Source organism: Thermoleptolyngbya sp. PKUAC-SCTB121 (assembly GCF_016919485.1).
In the GTDB taxonomy this organism is placed as follows: Bacteria; Cyanobacteriota; Cyanobacteriia; order Elainellales; family Elainellaceae; genus Thermoleptolyngbya; species Thermoleptolyngbya sichuanensis.
This window is the reverse complement of the sequence record NZ_CP070366.1, coordinates 1,304,825-1,322,778: the sequence shown is the minus strand read 5'-3', so window position 1 is coordinate 1,322,778 and position 17,954 is coordinate 1,304,825. Positions and strand designations below refer to the sequence as shown.

Here is a 17,954-nt window from a genome sequence, read left to right as displayed (position 1 = left end):
TCGTTTGATGGCTTGTATTGCTGGGTTGCGTCGTGCTAGGGGGCGATTTGGGGCGATCGCCCTCCTTTCTGTCATTGCAGGCATACTGGCCTCGCTGCTGCTGCATGGCGCTGGCTGGGCCCAGTCGCCGCTGCTGCTGGCGGGGGGCGACACCACGGTTCAAAACCGCACCTCTCAGGGCTATTCGCAACCTGCGCCCAACCTCAGCCCCGAATGGCTGGCGTTACATCAAGTGGGCGATCGCCATTTTGAGGCCGCCTTTGTCACGCCGCCCGCCCCGGTCAATGGTGGACTGGGGCCATTGTTCAACAACACGTCCTGCACCGGGTGCCACATTCGAGATGGGCGGGGAATGCCTATTCCCGGACAGCTTTTGCTGCGGGTCAGCCTGCCTCGTCAGGGATTGCCCAATTCGCCGGACCCTGTGCTGCCTGCCCCGACCGAGGCTGCGCCGGTGCTACGTGCCAACGCTCATCTGGAGGCTTCCGTCAGCCTGGGCAACGCGCCGCCTGTTCCGGGCATTGGCACGCAGATTCAGGATCAGGCAGTGTATGGTTACGTGCCCGAAGCGCGGGTCAAGCTGCGCTGGCAGGAGCAACCCGGAACCTATGCCGACGGAACGCCCTACTCGTTGCGATCGCCCCAGTTTGAGATCACGCTGCCCAGCGGCGATCCCCTGCCGTCGCACATCCTTGTGTCGCCCCGCATCCCGTCGCCCGTATTTGGATTGGGCTTGCTAGAAGCCGTTCCCGAAGCAGAAATTCTGGCGCTAGCCGATCCCGACGACAGAGATGGGGACGGCATTTCGGGTCGTCCGAATGCTGTTTGGGATGTGGAACAACACGCTGAGGTGCTAGGACGCTTTGGCTGGAAAGCCAATAATCCAACCCTGCTTCAGCAAGGGGCCTCTGCCTATATCAACGATATGGGCGTGACCAATCCCCTGTTTCCGGAACCCGACGGCTCCTACGAAATTGATGCCCACACGCTGAAGGCCAATACAGTCTACGTGCAAACGCTGGCAGTGCCCGCACCCACGCAGCGACAAGATCCCCAAGTGCTGCGAGGAGAGCGCCTATTTAATGCAGCGAATTGTGCGGGTTGCCATGTGCCAACGCTGCGCACCGGGACGCACCAAGTTCCGGCGCTGGCAAACCAGACCATCCATCCCTACACCGATCTGTTGCTGCATGATCTGGGCGAAGGGCTGGCCGACCATCGTCCCGATTTTCGGGCCACGGGGCAGGAGTGGCGCACGCCGCCCTTGTGGGGGCTTGGGCTGGTGCAAACAGTTTTGCCCTATTCTGGCTATTTGCACGATGGTCGCGCCCGCACGCTAGCAGAAGCCATCCTGTGGCACGGGGGCGAGGCAGCATCCGCTCGTGAGGCATTTAGAACTATGCCAGAGGGCGATCGCGCTGCACTATTAAAGTTCCTCAATTCGCGCTAAGGCCGTTAAACTACTGGTACGGGAATGTTTGTGCGGGAATCTCTTTACGAGAATCTTTTTACGAGAACGCCCGCCTGTCACCAGCCTGGGTTTAGGCTTAGTCTTGGAATCTAGCAAAGAAATTTGGCAAAGAACTTTGGCGATTGAGGGAGGAAGTTGGCGTGAGTGAAGCCTCAAGTCAGGCATCAGGTCAGACACTGGTGCGGGTTTTGATCGTAGAAGATGATCCCATGATGCAACTGGGGCTGGAACAGTCTTTGAGCAACCAGCCAGGCATCCAGGTCGTGGGGCGAGCGGATGATGGCTACTTTGCGGTAGAGGAGGCGCTAAAACTTAAGCCTGACATTGTGGTGATGGACATCGGGCTGCCCCGTCTGGACGGCATCGCCGCGACGCAGAAGATTAAGGAATCCCTGCCCGACGTGCGGATCGTCATGCTCACGTCGCACACCACCGAAAACGAGGTAATCGCGGCGCTGTCAGCCGGAGCCGATGCCTACTGCGTCAAAGGAACGACCGTCGAGCGACTGCTGGCGGCCATTGAGGCAGCACGGGAAGGTGCCAGCTATCTCGACCCGCTGGTGGCCCGACTGGTGATGGATCATCTCAAATCGCCCACCAGTGCCGCAGATGCGATCGCCGTTGGCCAGCTTTCTCAGCGGGAGCTAGAAGTTCTAAAGCTGATGGTCGAAGGGCGGAGCAATCCTGAAATCGCCACTGCGCTATACCTTAGCCCTAACACAGTGAAAACCCATGTACGCGGCATTATGAACAAGCTGGCGGTGGATGATCGCGTGCAGGCCGCAGTTGTGGCCCTTAGGGCCGGCCTGGTGTAGCAAATTTGATACTTAAGATTTCTGAAATCACCCAATTGTAGGATGTCATCTTATGATATTAAGATTCAATATCCAGATACTTGCTCTTGAGAGCAAATACCTCCGGAGAATGAGGGCCAATTTTTGTCTGGCTGGCTAGAATCATCGGTATGCACACCTCGTAATCTGCCTGTAATAAAACGGCTTCACACTTTATTAGCGAGGGGTGTACAAGCGAGGTCTGTATTTTTGTTCTACTCGATGATTGGGGTCGCAGATGAGATTGTACTGAGTCACTTTAAGCACAGCCGCCCTGCGGATATTGCCGATAAACTTGTGACACTAAAGCGGTTTTTTTGGAACTGTCTGAGGATTAAACGCTGTCTACTTAAACGTTGGCTACAACAATGGGCAAACTGCGATCGCCCTCATCTGTCTTCCCTCCTGTGGTCTTTGTCTATGCCTGTAGTTTTGGCAGGCGACGTGCTTTTAGTTCCTAGAGCGCATTGGCAAAGGCGAGCGTACTCCCACTGGTCTCTTTTAGCGAGACTTCACTCTTCCGACGTATCTTTAGGCTCTCTCAGGAGAGTCATCCACAACCCTAGTTTTGCGTGATTGGGCTGAGCCTTATGACAACCACACTCGACGAAATCTACAAGTTTTTCAAGAATCCGCCACCGTTCTACCTAAATAAGGAATTGGCGGTGTGCTACGTGCTGTCTGTGCTGCTCAAGCAGGACTCCTACGGCACGGAACTCATTAGCCTGCTAGAGACGGAATATCCGGCCTATCGGCTGTCGGATACAGTCCTCTACAGCGCCCTCAAGTTTCTGGAAGATGGAGCCGCTGTGATCGGCTACTGGAAAAAGGTAGAAGGTCGGGGTCGCCCTCGCCGGATGTATCAAATTACCCCAGAATGGCGCGATCGCGCTGAGGAACTGTCCCGCCTGTGGGAAAGCTACACCCAGAACAACGCTACCGTTCCTGTGGGCGTATCCGACTAGTTCAGCAGAGCATCCCGTCGCTGTGTAGGGGTCTGGCGGGTTGACTGATGATGAATTGATTGATGATGAATTGATTGCTCTTATTCAGCTTATGTCTTAGTTAGGCAATCATCATTACCCCTGCGATTTTTACTTGAGATCTCTTAGAGCTAATTTATGAAGCAAATCTTAAGAAGCCTGAAACTCTTGGCATGTGTGGCTTTGAGGTCATGTTTGCCTAGGAAAAGCGGTTTCTCGGAAATCCTTGATTAACAAGGCTTTCAGGCTCCTTTACAAATTAGCTCTTACACATTCCGCCTGGTTGCGAGAATGCTTGCAGAGTGGCTGCACAGACGGCTACTCTGCATTTTGCATTTGTTTTGACTCCTGCCACGTCAACCCGACTGCGAGCTGTGGCCAGATCACCCATCGAGGCACAATCTTTCGTACATTAAAGGGGGTGGATCTAATCCCCACAGCAATGTCCCTAGAGAGAACCTGGCTAAGGTGTATGGAACTTCCGGTCTTGTCGTCTACCGCGCTGCTGACCGTATTACTCGCAATAGGTTTATTTTTCTTTATTCGAGCTTCTACCAAAGATCGGATTGAGGTGGCGAGGCTGGTGGGCGATCGCCCAGAGGAAGACCTACTCGAAGCGATCCAGCAATACTTCACCCAGCGGGCCTATCGCATCGCCGCCGTAGATGCTGCTCAAAATCAGGTGACCTATGAGGGGCTGGTTCGCGCCAGCACATTTCTCGCCATTTTCCTCTCGGCGCTTGCGGCTGTAGGGCTGCTGTGCCTGTCCCTCGTCCTCTCGTTTCTGTTTCCCACGGTCGGCAACCTGTTTTTAGGATTGGTGCTGCTGGCTCCACTCGCTGGGGTATTCTACTGGAAAAAGTCCACCCGCTCTGAGCAAGTATCCCTGAGAATTACTGAACCGGGCCCGGAGGTCGATCTCGAAATTCGTGGGCCGCTGCTGGTGGTGACTGGGCATCGTGACGAACTAGCTGAATTTCAGCAAGCCCTGCGGCTGATGCCACTGAGCGAATAACTCAAGCGAATTCCTCATCCAAACCGAATTGGGATCAGCATTTACAGTTAAGCGTCTGTAGATTTAAGCGTCTGTGATTTAAGCGTCTATGATTTGGCCGCCCACCTACTGCCAATACTCATCTGCCAATACTCATCTGCCAATACTCATTAAGTTTTTGTTGAGTCTCCGTCCCCCGAACCTCCCCTCCCCCAGCCGCGTTCTGTGAACCTTTCGTCGCTGACTCAACGCCTCCACCAACTGCCCAGCGTATTTCGGGAAGCCCTCTTTCCCTCAGACCTTGGCAATGAAGATCCTGCCTATCTGGAATGGCAGCAGGGCTTTATGCGGCGACGGCTGAGTTTGTCGCTGCGAATTGGGATTCTGGCTTATCTCACGTTTATTCTGCTGCGGGTGCTTTTGGTTTTGGTCAATCGCAGCACGGTTCCGCCAAGCTGGTTTGCGATGGCGGGTGCATCCTTATTAGGGCTGGTGCTGTGCCTGATTCTCCATCGGGGCAAGATTGGGCGGCGCTATCCGGCGCTGATTTTTTTGGGCTGTTCCTGGTCGATTACGCTGATCGAGCAGATTTGGGCAACGCTGCGAGGCGTGGCGTTTCCCGGTGTGTTTGCCTGGACGCTAGTGTTTTTGGTGCAGGCGACGCTGTTGCCCGTACGCTGGCCGCTGCATTTGATAACTCAAGTCGGCTTGCTGGGCTACTACCTGATTGTGAACTCGCTGTTGGGGCTGGGTGAGACCGCCGGGTCAATGTGGGACGCAACGCTGTGGCTCTATTTGCTCTGGTTTTGCGGGATTTGTAACCTGTCGGTGTTTCTCTATGAGCAGTTGCAGCGGGCGGAGTTTCGGGCGCGGCGGGCGCTGGAGGCAGAGCAAGAAAAGTCGGAGCGATTGCTGCTGAATATTTTGCCGGAGTCGGTCGCGCGGCAGTTAAAACAAGACCAGCGCACGATCGCCGAGCATTTTCCCGAAGTGACGGTGCTGTTTGCCGATATTGTCGGGTTTACGGAACTGTCGGCGGGCGTGCCGCCGGAGGAGATGGTGTGGCTGCTGAATCAGGTGTTTTCCAAATTTGACCTGCTGGCAGAGCAGCATGGGCTGGAGAAAATCAAAACCATTGGTGATTCTTATATGGTGGTTGGCGGGTTGCCCGTAGAGCGGGCCGACCATCTGGAGGCGATCGCCAATATGGCGCTGGACATGCAGCGGGCGATCGCCCAGTTCAAAACGCCAAACAACACGCCGTTTAACATGCGGATTGGCATTAACACGGGCCCCGTCGTGGCGGGCGTAATCGGTGTGAAGAAATTTATCTACGATCTCTGGGGCGACACGGTAAACACCGCCAGCCGCATGGAGTCGCAGGGGCTTCCGGGCATGATCCAGGTAACAGAGGCGGTGTATGTCCGGCTGTGCGATCGCTACGAATTCAAAGAACGCGGCACGATTTACGTGAAGGGCAAAGGGCAAATGAAAACTTACCTGCTCCTGCGCCATGCGGATTAGGCTGGCTGAACGATTCAATCTGGATCGTCTCAATCTGAATCGTCTCAATCTGGCTTGTCCAGTTTGCCCAGTCATCCAAAATCGCCAATCCAAAATCTAAAACCGCCCTCATCGCAATTCATGCAGCACCCGCAGCAGCAGCGCTGTTTCCTCCTCTGGGGCACGAGACACCAGCCTGCGGCGCGAATAGAGGAAAAAATAAGCCAGCAGGATGGCGATTACCACTAGCACCCCCCGAATCCCGGGGCGATAGTTTGGATCGGCCAGGCTGGCCACCAGCGCCACGATAGAGAGAATCAGCCCTACCCAAGCGCCTGCCGACCCCAGGGGGCTGAGGTAGGGACGATAGAGCTCTGGGCGATCGCGCTTGAGCTTGAGGTAGCTGGCGAACACCAGAATGTAAGACAGCACCGCGCCAAAGACGACCATATTCAATAGTGCCGGGCCGATGGCCTGACCCGCCAGTTCAATCAGCCCGATGCAGAGTAGCCCCACTGCCGCCCCCACCAGCAGGGCGATCGCCGGAGTCCGATATTGGCTAGTGACGGAAATCCAGCGCGGCAGATAGCCCGCCCGCGACAGGGCAAACAGAGAGCGGCTGTAGGCGTAGATGACGGCGTGGAAACTGGCAATTAGCCCCGTCAGCGCTAGAAATGTGAGCGTGCGCGTGGCCACCGTGCCTTCGCCAAACACGGCTCGCAGTCCGTCAGCCAGGGGGGCGGTGGTGCGGGCGATCGCCGCTGCGCCGACAAAGGTTTCGTTGGTATCCGCCGTCACCAGGGTCGCGGGCACGCCAGAATTCAGCACCAGCGTCAGCAGCGAAAAGACCAGCAGCGTCGCAATGCCCAATAGCAGGGCGCGGGGAATGTCGCGGCGAGAGTCGGTCGCTTCCTCCGCCGACAGGGGCAACTGCTCGATTGCCAAAAAGAACCAGATGGCGTAGGGAATTGCGCCAAAAATGCCGCCGACCCCGTTGGGCAACCAGGCGGGATTTCCCTCAGTAGGGGCAATATTCAGCAGCAGCCCCGGCTGAAACTTGCCGCTCAGCACTGCTCCCAGGTAGAAATCTACCAGCACCGCCAGGGCGATCACCGTGAACACCAGCCCCACCTTCAGGCTGGGTTCAACACCCAGGATATTAATGCCGACAAAGATGGCGTAAAACAGCAGCCACCAGATGGGCGGCGGCGCGGCGGGAAACAGGCTGTTTAAATACGCGCCGATGAAAAATGCAATCAGCGCTGGCGTAATCAGGTACTCGATCAAATCGGTGATGCCGGAAAGGAAGCCGCCCAGCGGCCCAAAGGCGTGGCGCACAAAGGAATAGAAACCGCCCGCGTGGGGCAGCGCCGCAGATAACTCCGAAATCGTGTAGACCAGGCAGATGTAGAGAACTGCCGTGAGCAGGGTGGCGATCGCCATGCCGCCAAAGCCGCCAGCCGCCAGCCCAAAATTCCATCCCGAAAAATTGCCCGAAATGACCGCGCCCACCCCCAGCGCCCACAGCAGCCCCCAGCCCACGCTGCGGCGGAGCTGTCGCTTCTGAAAATAGGCCGCCTCGACGGGTTCATAGCTCACCCAGGCCTCCAGCGCTCCCTCGTCTGCGGGATGTCCTGGATTTCGATCGGTTGGAATTTGACCTGCCATCCCTGCCTCACAAAACGTGTCCACAGCGATTTAATACCACACAAGCAGGGACGGCGCGAGTTCGTAGCGATCTTGCATCGCATTCCGACTTGCGCCGCATTCCGAAAAGGTAAGGTCGGTGCAACGGCACTCTTGCAGCAAAAGGGTTTCCTGGAATTCTTCAGCGCTGGAATTCTTTAATAATTTAGGCGATCGCCCCAGAGAAATCGGCGCTATGCTTTGGAGTTGTGAATCTGCAAGCAGGCAGGGCAATGGTGAGGAGTGATTCGGCAATGAGCAATTCGGCGAGCAACGTTTCTTCAGACAGGGGTTCTCCGCACAGCACAGTTCAAGGCATAGTTCAGCATGGATTTCGACCAGGGCGCGTTGCCTGGGCGATCGCAGGCAGTGTAGGACTGCTGATGGCAAGCTGCGGCAGAGGCTCTGCGCCTGAGGCAGCCAACCCAGACCCTGCAGCAGGCCTCGTTGCCGAATCGCCCATCGCCGAGGGTTCCGCAGACACAACACCCACGGCAACCCCATCTGAAATGTTTGCCTCGCCCACTGTGCCCGTTGCCCCCAGCGCCGCTGCCACTAAGCCCCTACCGCCAGGACAGCTGGCCACCGGGCTGATTTCCTCGACCACTGTGCCCAGCCGCCTACCCCAGGTCAGCGCGGGGCGTAGCGACCCGTTTGCGTCGCTAGGCGAAACGCCCGTGGTGATTCGGCAGCCCGCCATTCCGCCCGTGCCGCCGGAGGATCGCCCGATCGCGGCGGAGCTACCCCAGCCCCAGGTTATCCCTGAACTGCCTGCGCTGGTGCCTGTGCCTGCCGTACCGCCTGCGATCGCCGTTGCTGCTGCCCCGCCTGCCGTTCTGCCCGTGCCCGCCGCGCCCCCCGTCAGCATTCCCCAGAGCATCCAGATCAGGGGCGCGATGGAAATGGGCGGTCGATACAGCATTATCGTCGAAGTGCCGGGAGAGGGGAGCCGCTATGCGTCGGTGGGCGATCGCCTCGCGGGTGGCACAGTGCTAATTAAGCGGGTAGAAATGAATGGCCAAGAACCCCGCGTGATTTTGGAACACAATGGACAAGAGATTGTCCGCACGGTGGGCGATCGCACGGCGCTGTTGAGCTATCGTTAAAGTATCCAGAAAGTATCTAGCAAGCATCCAGTCATCACGAGCGCCAGTCATCACAGGCGTTTGGGTTTCGACGTTTAGCGTTCAAGCATTCAGCATTCAAGCATCACGTTCCAGCATCACGTTCCAGCCTTCAACCCTGCACCTGTCGCCCGGAGTGTCGCCCATGATGCCAGGTCTAAATTCGCCGGATAGCGGGCATTCCAAGCGATCGCCCATGAGTTCCCAGAAGGCTGGCCCACGCACCCGATCGCTCGATTTTGGCGATCGCTACACCTGTCCTGTCTGTCGGCATGGCGAAATCACTGGGCTAGCGCTGATGGATGCCTTCGCCTGCAACTTTTGTCGGCATATTTTTACGGCGAATCTGGCGGATCAGTCGGTGCAGGTAGCAGACAGCGTACAGCCCATGACCTGGCGCTGGACGGGCTGGAACTGGCAATCTGCTTATCAAACGGACCCCAACCTCACTGCCTTTGTCTGGCTGGTGGCGGTGGTGCTGGTGGTGTTGCCCACAGGAATTGTCTGGCTGTCGTCTTATACCTTTCCACCGCTGCCCGGTAGCCCCTGGGCATGGTTTCCGGTGGTCTGGGTCAGCATTACGTTTACCGCCCACCTGCTGATGGTGGCCTGGCTGCTAGCAGAGCATTACCAGTTTCCGCCCTATGTCTCTAGCAAGGTGCGGATGCGGCATTTTCTCAATCGGTTTTAGGTTGGTTCTAGAGAAAGCTGAAGGGCAGCAGGTTAATAGATGCCTGAAATCCTGGCCTAGGCTGGCTGGCGGGGAATCAGGGCGATCGCCCTCCGCCAAGCTGCCGAAGAAAGTTCAGCCAAAGTTCGGCCAAGGTTTAGCCACTGCGGGGCGTGGAGTCACCCGGTCGGGGGAATTTGGGGTATTTGAAGATTTGAGAAGCTAGAGGCAGTGACCCGCTGGGCAGCATAGGGTTATGATCGAAGAAAAGTTCTGTATCTATAGCTACAGATCGTCCTGCGGATACAGGTATAGAACTTTCCGCTTTGGTAATTTCATTTAACATCGCTACCGCTGGAGAGATCCTTATGGCCCGCCAAAACCTCAAAGACACAAAGCAACCGCTGTCTCCAAAAGTGCCTGCAACCCCTCCGGCTGAAGAGTTTAACTTTGACGAGTGGGCGGGTGCTGTCAAGCAGCAGATGATTGCCTCCCTGAAGCGACGGGGTTCTGCTTGATTCGTCGAGCCGTTCGTTGGAATCAATTCGTTGGAATCAATTTTTGGGTCAGCAAGACCGATAGGTTTTCAGCAAGACCGATAGATTTCCTAAATCTACAAGTCCGAATCAAGCATCTTGAATATACCGTCTCAATCGGGTTCTGGGCTGGGTCGTAGATGCGACGCTCTCGGAACCCGATTTTGGTCTGCAAGGGCGCGGATTGAGTCGCGGCGGATGGATGCCAGCTTGGCGGATGTCCGCTAATCCAAAATCGCCAATCCAAAATCTCATACTACCCGATCGGGGGATAGACCTGCCCAATCTTGTAGCATACTGTAGTTTAAGTAGTATTGAAGCACCCATGAATTTTACAGGCTAAGAGAGCGCGGTGAACCCTTGAGTTGCACTGCGCGGTTTTCTCGCGATTTCACGCCATTTCCACAGAATTTCTAAAAACCGGAGGTGCAACCGATGTTTCTTGACTCTCAACCTTTACCCATTTCGGCGGCGATGCCCGATGTCGCTGCGCCGCCTCCAGACAAGGCTCTACCAGAGCGATCGCCCGCTGCCCCTGCTCGACCTGACGCAGCCCCCGATTCGCTAGAGCATCAGCAACACATTCAAACCAGAGAGCTAGTTAACCGGCCCAGAGCCATTCACTATCAGCAGCGAAGACTGTTCTAGAGCCTGCATTTTAGCGTGATGCCTAACGTACCAGATGCGTGCGTTGATCAGGCTCTCAGGCATTCCTAATGCCCACCTTTTGGCTGAACTAGAACGGGCGCAGTTGGACGATTTCTTGTGGGCGCAGTCCGCGAGAAATCGTCCAAAATCCAGAAAACTGATCGCAAGTGCGTCAGTCCTGTGAAAAAAGCCTGCTGGATGGATGGCGTTTTGTTTACCATCACCCGGAGTTTTTGACATGATGACTTTGACGGAGCGCTCGGTCAGCGGCCAGGCCGACTATCAGCGCTTAGCGGATTTCCTTAATCTTTGCGAAGCCGCCACCTATTGCGAGTATTTCTTTACCGCCGAGGAGCTGGCCCACGATGCTACCCATCCCAGCTTTGACCCAGTGGGCGATCGCCGCCTGTGGGAAGACACAACGGGTCAGTTGGTGGGTGTGGCTTCGCTTTGGGGCGCGAAGGAACCCATTGACGGCTTTCTGGAGCGGCATTTGTCACTGCGGGTGCATCCCGACTGGCACAGCCGACTGGAACCCGAAATGCTGCGCTGGGGCGAAAGCCGCTTGCTGCAAATCGGCCAGGCCCGCAACCTGCCCACCAAGCTCTATGTCCACAGCCGCGATACGGAGGGCGATCGCCTCGCTCTAGTTGAACGCAGCGGCTTTGAATACGAGCGTCGCTTTCTCACCGAAGCGCGATCGCTCCTCGACCCTATTCCCCTCGCGCAACTGCCCGCCGGGTTTCAGATCATCGACAATACCCGCCGCGTGCCTGCCCAAGACTGGGTGGATCTGTACAACCAGACCTTTATCGATCACTGGGGCTTTCACCCGCTGACGGTGGAGCAGCATGAACATCGGTTGGGCGAGGCGGACTATCGACCCGATCTGGATCTGATCGCCGTGTCGCCCGATGGCACGCTGGCCGGCTTTTGCAGATGCTGCATCAGCATCCCCACCAACGCCCACTTTGGCCGTCGCGAAGGCTGGATCAGCTCGCTGGGAACTCGTCGCGGCTTTCGACGGCGGGGCCTGGGGCGATCGCTCTTGCTTGCTGGTCTGCATCGGCTCAAAGCCGAAGGCATGGACACAGCACTGCTGGGCGTAGATACCCAAAACCCCAACGCTGCCTACGACCTTTACCACTCAGTCGGATTTGTGCCCCAGTTTGCATGGTTGAGCTACGCGAAGGTGATGGGGTGACGGAGTGAGGAGGCGAGAAACGGAGAAAGAAAAACGAAGAACGAAAACCGGAACCTCTTCTCTCTTCGTTCTTCGTTCTTCCCTCTTCCCTCTTCCCTCTTCCTCCCTCCACCGCTCCCAAACAGTGCTACCATCACACTGCTCCGCACTCTACCGCTCCAAATGCTGTCTTTATCTGAACTCAACGCTATGTCCCAGGAGGCGTTTGTAGCCGCGCTGGGGGCAATTTTTGAAAACACTCCGGCGATCGCCGCCAAAGCGTGGCATCAGCGCCCCTTCGACACCGTGGACGACCTGCATCAGGCAATGGTCGCAGTCGTGCAGGCAGACAGCACCGAGGCGCAACTGGCGCTGCTGCGGGCGCATCCTGACCTGGGCAGCCGCACCGCTATGGCCGAAGCCTCGGTGCAAGAGCAGGCAAGCGCAGGGCTGGATCGCCTTTCGCCGGAGGAATACAGCCGCTTTCACCGGCTCAATCGAGCCTACGCTGAGCAGTTTGGCTTTCCGTTTATCATTGCCGTGCGATCGCACACCAAAGCCAGCATTCTCGCGGCCTTTGAGGAACGGCTGCAAAACTCCCGCGCAGCCGAACTGCAAACTGCCCTCCAGGAAGTGTTCAAAATCGCCCGCTTTCGCCTCGATGCGACGGTTGGTGCAGAAGCGTGAACTGGGTTTTGGCGTTTTGGCAACGCTGACCAGTTCCAGTTGCGCTGTCTTGCGGTCGCAAAGCGGTTAGGCTGGAGATAAAGCGTTTAGGAAACTTGCGATGTCTGATTCTGGGAAGACTGAGACCGCTACAAAGACCCCTCCGGAGCCGCTGCACTCAGGTGAGCCGCTGATTAATGAACCGATGCTCTCTCCTGCAACCCGCGACTTGGCTCAGTTTAGCGATTTGGAACTGGCGCAGGCGCTTTTGCAGCGAATGGCGATCGCCCCCAATGACTGGCATCGCCTCAAGGCAAACCGCAAGGCCCGCGCCCTAGAGCAGGCTTCTACCGCGCTGGTATATCTACTGAAGGATCAGCCGGAAGAAGCGCTGGCGAGGTTGCAGCAGGCGGCGGGCTGGCTAGATCGGTCGATTTCTGCACCGCCTTGTCCGACGCATGGACGGTAGAGGAGGGCAGGGGTGACTAGGGACGCGGAGCATTCCAGAATTGGGGTGCAGGGGATTGTAGGTAGCTGTAGTCTGTCGCTGTGATCTGCTGCTATACCATGTCGCGTAATGTGTCGGGCGTATCCCAGTTCTGTAAGTTGCCCTCATTCCCCAGCCCCTTCTCCCTTTTTGGGAGAAGAGGAGCCGGATTGGAAGTCCCCCTCCCGCTTTGGGAGAGGGATTTAGGGTGAGGGTTACAAAAGTGGGATACACCCTAATATATCGCTGTAATGTGTCGCTGTAGTCTATTGACATGTTCAGTTGTGGAATTCGTTGAGTAGACTAGAGGCGATTCCCTTAGGGATCGCTTCGCGAATCGCCATTTCTAGATTCCATAACCTGGACTCTAAGCATCTAGAAAGCTCGGCATTCCTCTCCCAGCCTTAATCGCAACGTCCCCCTCATCCCTGATCCCCGCAATCTATGTCTCAAGGGAAAAACGATATTGCTGCACTTCTCGTCGCCCTGATGGTTACCGTTGGGCTGATCGGCGGCGGACTCTGGTTCTTTGGCAGGCAGTTTTTGAACGGCAATGGTGGCGGCAACTCGCCCATAGCCACTAGCCCTGATGCACCCGATCCCGCCTCACTGAACCCCGCTTCTCCGCCGCCCGCTGCGGGCGGTGCAACAAATCTCGAGACTTCCGTCCCAGATCCGGCAGTGCTGACGATTGACGGCAGCGTGACAATGGTGTCGCTGATGAAACGGCTCCAGCTTGCCTATGCCCAGACCAATCCGGGCTTGCCGACGACCTACGGCGTACCCGACGGCCGCCCCAACGGAACGAATGCGGGAATTCAGAATCTCGCTAATGGCACCGTTGTCCTGGCGGCCAGCTCTCGCCCGTTGAACGCGGCGGAAGCCCAGTCTGGGCTGGTTGGCGTGCCGATTGCTCGTGATGCGCTGGCGGTGGTGGTGGGCAGAGACAACCCCTACACCGGCGGGCTAACGCTGGACCAGCTAAAGCGGATTTATCAGGGGCAGATTACCAACTGGTCGGAAGTGGGCGGCCCCAATGCGCCGATTAAAGTAATCAATCGCGCCAACGACAGCGGCACCCAGAGCTTCTTTAAGGACGTGGTGCTGCTGGGCGGCGACTTTGCGCCAGAGGGACCCAATTTCACCACGCTGCCTCGCGACGAAACCACGCCAATGCTGCGGGCGCTGGGCAATAACGGCATTGGCTATAGCACTGTGCAGCAGGTGGTGAATCAGCAAACGGTGCGAATTGTGCCGATTGACGGCGTGCAGCCGACAGACATTGCCGCTGTGAAAAACGGCACCTATCCCATCAGTCGGATTGTCTTTCTGGTCGCTCGGCGGCAAACCAGCCCCGCAGTGAAGCAGTTTATCGACATGGCGCTGTCGTCTTCGGGGCAGCAAATCGTGCAGCAGAGCGGCTTTATCCCATTGCAATAATCTCCAACTACGAGATGAACATGAGATTTTGGCGCGGCGCAAGCTGGAGAACCCTGCCCTTCCGCTGGGGGCTATTGGCTCTGTTGGGATTGGGGGTGGCGCTGGGGCTGTATGCCTGTCAGCCTAGGTCGCTCCAGGCCACGCAGTCCCCAACGACGCAAGTTCCTAGTGCGCTGCGGGTTTCGCCACCTGTCCGCTCGACCGTGCCATCCGACTCGCCGGATCTGCCTGTAGAAACTCAGGCGGTGCTGGATGGGCTGCCGGATTTGCCCAACCCGCCGAGGGGCGATGTGCGGCTGGTGGTGATCAGCGATTTGAACGAGGCCTACGGCTCGACGCATTACTCCAAGGAAGTGGATCGGGCGATCGCCCTCGTTCCCTTCTGGCAGCCCGATTTGGTGCTGTGCGGCGGCGACATGATCGCCGGGCAAAAAGCGACCCTGCCCGACGAAGCCTTTCCTGCCATGTGGCAGGCGTTTGATCAACATGTGGCGGCTCCGCTGCGGCGGTTTGGCGTTCCCTTCGGCTTCACCCTGGGCAACCATGATGCGTCAAACGCGCAGGGTGCGGGCGGGTTTCGGTTTCAGCGGGAGCGCGATGCGGCAGCAAAGTATTGGAAAAACCCGGCCCACAGTCCGGGCTTAAAATTTGGCGATCGCGCTGACTATCCCTTCTCCTACAGCTTTACCACTCGTAGCGAGAAGGGCGACGTGTTTTTCCTGGTGTGGGACGGCTCTGGCAGCAAAATTCTGCCCGAAACTCTGCAATGGGCCGAGCAGGCACTCTCCAGCGAAGCGGCTCAGTCTGCCCAGTTAAGAATCGTATTGGGACATCTGCCGCTGTATGGCATTGCCCAGGGCCGCGACAAACCCGGTGAAGTGCTGGATAACGCCGACCAACTGCGATCGCTCCTAGAGAAATACAACGTCCACACCTACATCAGCGGCCACCACCACGCCTACTATCCCGCCCACCGGGGCAAGCTGCAACTGCTCTACTCCGGCTTGTTGGGGTCGGGTGGCCGCGTATACATCGACCACAACCTGCCACCCCGCAAAACCCTGACCGTTGTAGACATCAACTTTAACAACGCCGAAAAGACAACCTACACCACCTACGACATGGAGGCCTTTCAGGTCTTAAAACCGGAAAGCCTGCCCCGATTTTTGGTGGGTCATAATGGGCTACTACTGCGGCGCGACGTGAAATTGCAGGAGCTAACGGCCGCCGAAAAAGCGCTCTGCATCAATCGACTGGGTGAGCAAGCTTGTGCGGCGTAGTAATCCCGCGTGGGGCAAGGACTTTGCGCTAGGTAACGAAGTCTGCCGCCAATTTCTGAATTGCGCTACACTAGCAGCATGATGAAGGCGTTACGTCCTGCATCATCTTCAGGACGCAACGTTGTCAGAAGTGGGTTCCGCACCCGCTTTTTTTATGTTCGTTTTGAGTTCCCCGGGAATTCAAACACCAAGAACCAAGGTTCAAAGTCCAAAACCCAAAACCTAAAATCCAAAATCCAAAATCCCAATTCCCCTACTCCTTCCTATGGCACACCCACTCATCCCCGACATTCTCGCCTTGGCCTCGCCAGTCGCAGAACCGCTAGGGCTGGAAGTGGTCGGAGCCGTGTTTCACACCAACCAAAACCCGCCCGTGCTGCGGATCGATATCCGCAACCTGGAGCAAGACACGGGGCTGGAGGACTGCGAACGCATGAGCCATGCGCTGGAGGTGGCGCTGGATGAGGCAAATCTGATTCCCGATGCCTACGTGCTGGAGGTGTCGAGTCCGGGCATCTCGCGATCGCTCACCACCGACCGGGAGTTTATCTCTTTCAAAGGTTTTGCGGTGATTGTGTCTACCAGTGCCCCCTACGAGGGACGTACTACCTGGAACGGTCAACTGATCAAGCGAGACGACGACGCAATTCACCTGAGCCAGAAGGGACGGGCGATCGCCATTCCTCGCGATCTGGTCAGCAAGGTGCAGCTAGATGAGAAGCGAGGATAACGTCTGTTCTGTATGCATCTACCATTTGTGCGATGGATTCTTTTGGTACTTGACACACAAGAACACTCAGCCGCCGGTCTCCTCCTCAAATACTCAAACTTCCCAAAATACTCAAACTTCCAAAACTTAATACCCACGGAGAACTGAATCATGTCCATGGTTACCCTGCCCGGTTTACAAGAAATGATTGACGGCATCAGCCGCGAGCGCAACCTGCCGAAACACGCAGTGCAGGCGGCGCTGCGGGAGGCGCTGCTGAAGGGCTATGAGCGCTATCGCCGGACGCACCGACCCGATACGTCGATTTTTGACGAAGAATATTTCAACAACTTTGAGGTGGAGCTAGACATCGAAGACGAAGGGTTTCGAGTGCTGGCCACCAAGGCGATCGTGGAAACCGTGGACAACCCCGACCACCAGATTGCCCTGGAAGAAGTGCAGGAAGTGGCTCCAGAAGCGCAACTGGGCGATACGGTGGTGCTGGACGTAACGCCGGATCAGAACGAGTTTGGGCGGATGGCGGCGATCCAGACCAAGCAAGTCCTGGCACAAAAACTGCGCGATCAGCAGCGCAAGCTGGTGCAGGAAGAATTCCAAGACCTGGAAGGAACCGTGCTGCCCCAGGCGCGGGTGCTGCGGTTTGAGCGACAGTCGGTGATTATGGCAGTGAGCAGCGGGTTTGGACAGCCGGAGGTGGAGGCGGAACTGCTGAAGCGCGACCAGCTTCCCAACGACAACTATCGCGCCAATGCTGTGTTTAAGGTGCTGCTGAAGCGCGTGTCGGAAGGGTCCCATCGCGGGCCGCAACTGTTGGTATCGCGGGCCGACGCAGGGCTGGTGGTAGACCTGTTTGCCAACGAAGTGCCGGAGATTGAGGACGAGATCGTGCGAATCGTGGCGGTGGCGCGGGAAGCCAATCCGCCCTCGCGTTCCGTCGGCCCGCGCACCAAAATTGCTGTGGATACCCTGGAGCGCGACGTAGACCCAGTGGGAGCCTGTATTGGCGCACGCGGCTCTCGGATTCAGGCGGTGGTGAACGAGCTGCGCGGCGAAAAGATTGATGTGATTCGCTGGTCGCCCGACCCTGCAACGTACATTGCCAATGCGCTGAGTCCGGCGCGGGTGGATGAGGTGCGCTTGGTCGATCCCGAAAGCCGTCAGGCCCATGTGCTAGTGCCGGAAGATCAGCTCAGTCTGGCAATCGGCAAAGAAGGGCAGAACGTGCGGCTGGCGGCGCGGCTGACGGGCTGGAAGATCGACATCAAGGACACGGCGAAGTATGACTATGAAGCCGAAAACCAGAAGATTGCTGAACTGGCAGAACAGCGCCGTTTAGCAGAGGAAGCCGCCGCAGCCAAACGGGCAGAAGAGGAAGCGCTAGAGGAAGAGTATGACGAAGAAGACGATGACGAAGCGCTAGAGGTCGAAGAGGCTGTGGAGACGGAAGCGGCGATCGCCCCCGCAGCAGACCCAGAAACCGATGCCCCCGCAGATGAGGACGCAGTAGACGAGCTAGCCGACGACGAACCCGCTGCTCTAGCCGAAGATGAGCTAGAAGACGAGCTAGAAGATGATTCGGTGGCAGAAGATGAAGCTGACCTTGCAGCAGAACTAGACGAAGAAGACTTAGACGACGACCTGGATGAAGAGGACTTGGATGAAGACGACTTGGATGAAGAGGACGACAAGGCCTGATCGGGTCTAACGCCTGTCTCTGAGA

At 57.1% G+C, this 17,954-nt stretch carries 17 protein-coding genes; 16 read left to right on the top strand and 1 reads right to left on the bottom strand.

Going from position 1 to position 17,954, the window contains the following annotated elements; genetic code table 11:
- Nucleotides 1-7: 7 nt before the first annotated feature.
- From JTM80_RS05470 to JTM80_RS05450, 5 genes are all read left to right on the top strand, one after another.
- On the top strand, nt 8-1,450 hold the full coding sequence (locus tag JTM80_RS05470; protein ID WP_205370740.1) for a di-heme oxidoredictase family protein: 1,443 nt from the start codon (nt 8-10) through the stop codon (nt 1,448-1,450).
- A 230-nt stretch (nt 1,451-1,680) separates the two neighbouring features.
- Nucleotides 1,681-2,286 carry a response regulator transcription factor gene (locus JTM80_RS05465; RefSeq protein ID WP_205371283.1) on the top strand — a complete coding sequence of 202 codons (606 nt, stop codon included), beginning with the start codon at nt 1,681-1,683 and terminating at the stop codon, nt 2,284-2,286.
- 608 nt (nt 2,287-2,894) lie between these two features.
- Nucleotides 2,895-3,269, top strand: coding sequence for a PadR family transcriptional regulator (locus JTM80_RS05460; RefSeq protein ID WP_068514009.1), 375 nt, complete (start codon nt 2,895-2,897; stop codon nt 3,267-3,269).
- Nucleotides 3,270-3,759: 490 nt separating this feature from the next.
- Nucleotides 3,760-4,302: a cofactor assembly of complex C subunit B gene (locus JTM80_RS05455; protein WP_172357698.1), complete on the top strand. Its 543-nt coding sequence runs from the start codon at nt 3,760-3,762 to the stop codon at nt 4,300-4,302.
- A gap of 204 nt (nt 4,303-4,506) precedes the next feature.
- The gene (locus tag JTM80_RS05450) at nt 4,507-5,805 is read left to right on the top strand and encodes an adenylate/guanylate cyclase domain-containing protein (RefSeq protein WP_172357700.1); all 1,299 of its coding nucleotides are present in this window, start codon (nt 4,507-4,509) and stop codon (nt 5,803-5,805) included.
- A gap of 108 nt (nt 5,806-5,913) precedes the next feature.
- Here JTM80_RS05450 and eat read toward each other — a convergent pair whose 3' ends face one another.
- Entirely contained in the window at nt 5,914-7,452 is a 1,539-nt protein-coding gene (eat, locus tag JTM80_RS05445) for an ethanolamine permease (RefSeq protein ID WP_172357702.1), read from the bottom strand.
- A 272-nt stretch (nt 7,453-7,724) separates the two neighbouring features.
- On the opposite strand from eat, the gene JTM80_RS05440 reads away from it, so the two are divergent.
- The 11 genes from JTM80_RS05440 (at nt 7,725) to nusA (ending at nt 17,929) form a co-directional block, all read left to right on the top strand.
- On the top strand, nt 7,725-8,576 hold the full coding sequence (locus JTM80_RS05440; RefSeq protein ID WP_172357704.1) for a hypothetical protein: 852 nt from the start codon (nt 7,725-7,727) through the stop codon (nt 8,574-8,576).
- 163 nt (nt 8,577-8,739) lie between these two features.
- Nucleotides 8,740-9,285, top strand: coding sequence for a hypothetical protein (locus JTM80_RS05435; protein ID WP_228721642.1), 546 nt, complete (start codon nt 8,740-8,742; stop codon nt 9,283-9,285).
- Nucleotides 9,286-9,632: 347 nt separating this feature from the next.
- Nucleotides 9,633-9,782, top strand: a complete 150-nt coding sequence (locus tag JTM80_RS05430; protein ID WP_172357706.1) for a hypothetical protein — start codon at nt 9,633-9,635, stop codon at nt 9,780-9,782.
- A gap of 460 nt (nt 9,783-10,242) precedes the next feature.
- Nucleotides 10,243-10,368, top strand: a complete 126-nt coding sequence (locus JTM80_RS22955) for a hypothetical protein (RefSeq protein ID WP_255548878.1) — start codon at nt 10,243-10,245, stop codon at nt 10,366-10,368.
- A gap of 318 nt (nt 10,369-10,686) precedes the next feature.
- Nucleotides 10,687-11,652, top strand: a complete 966-nt coding sequence (locus JTM80_RS05425; RefSeq protein ID WP_172357708.1) for a GNAT family N-acetyltransferase — start codon at nt 10,687-10,689, stop codon at nt 11,650-11,652.
- Nucleotides 11,653-11,814: 162 nt separating this feature from the next.
- Nucleotides 11,815-12,318, top strand: a complete 504-nt coding sequence (gene uraD, locus JTM80_RS05420; RefSeq protein ID WP_225906766.1) for a 2-oxo-4-hydroxy-4-carboxy-5-ureidoimidazoline decarboxylase — start codon at nt 11,815-11,817, stop codon at nt 12,316-12,318.
- Nucleotides 12,319-12,502: 184 nt separating this feature from the next.
- Nucleotides 12,503-12,766 (top strand): DUF6439 family protein, encoded by a 264-nt coding sequence (locus tag JTM80_RS05415; protein WP_205371278.1) that lies wholly within the window; start codon nt 12,503-12,505, stop codon nt 12,764-12,766.
- Between the two features lie 462 nt (nt 12,767-13,228).
- A complete protein-coding gene (locus tag JTM80_RS05410; RefSeq protein WP_205370739.1) occupies nt 13,229-14,224 on the top strand; it encodes a phosphate ABC transporter substrate-binding protein in 996 nt (331 codons plus the stop codon).
- Between the two features lie 14 nt (nt 14,225-14,238).
- The gene (locus JTM80_RS05405; protein WP_228721643.1) at nt 14,239-15,504 is read left to right on the top strand and encodes a metallophosphoesterase; all 1,266 of its coding nucleotides are present in this window, start codon (nt 14,239-14,241) and stop codon (nt 15,502-15,504) included.
- Nucleotides 15,505-15,769: 265 nt separating this feature from the next.
- A complete protein-coding gene (gene rimP / locus JTM80_RS05400) occupies nt 15,770-16,234 on the top strand; it encodes a ribosome maturation factor RimP (RefSeq protein WP_172357712.1) in 465 nt (154 codons plus the stop codon).
- Nucleotides 16,235-16,384: 150 nt separating this feature from the next.
- Nucleotides 16,385-17,929: a transcription termination factor NusA gene (nusA, locus tag JTM80_RS05395; protein ID WP_172357714.1), complete on the top strand. Its 1,545-nt coding sequence runs from the start codon at nt 16,385-16,387 to the stop codon at nt 17,927-17,929.
- Nucleotides 17,930-17,954: the final 25 nt, after the last annotated feature.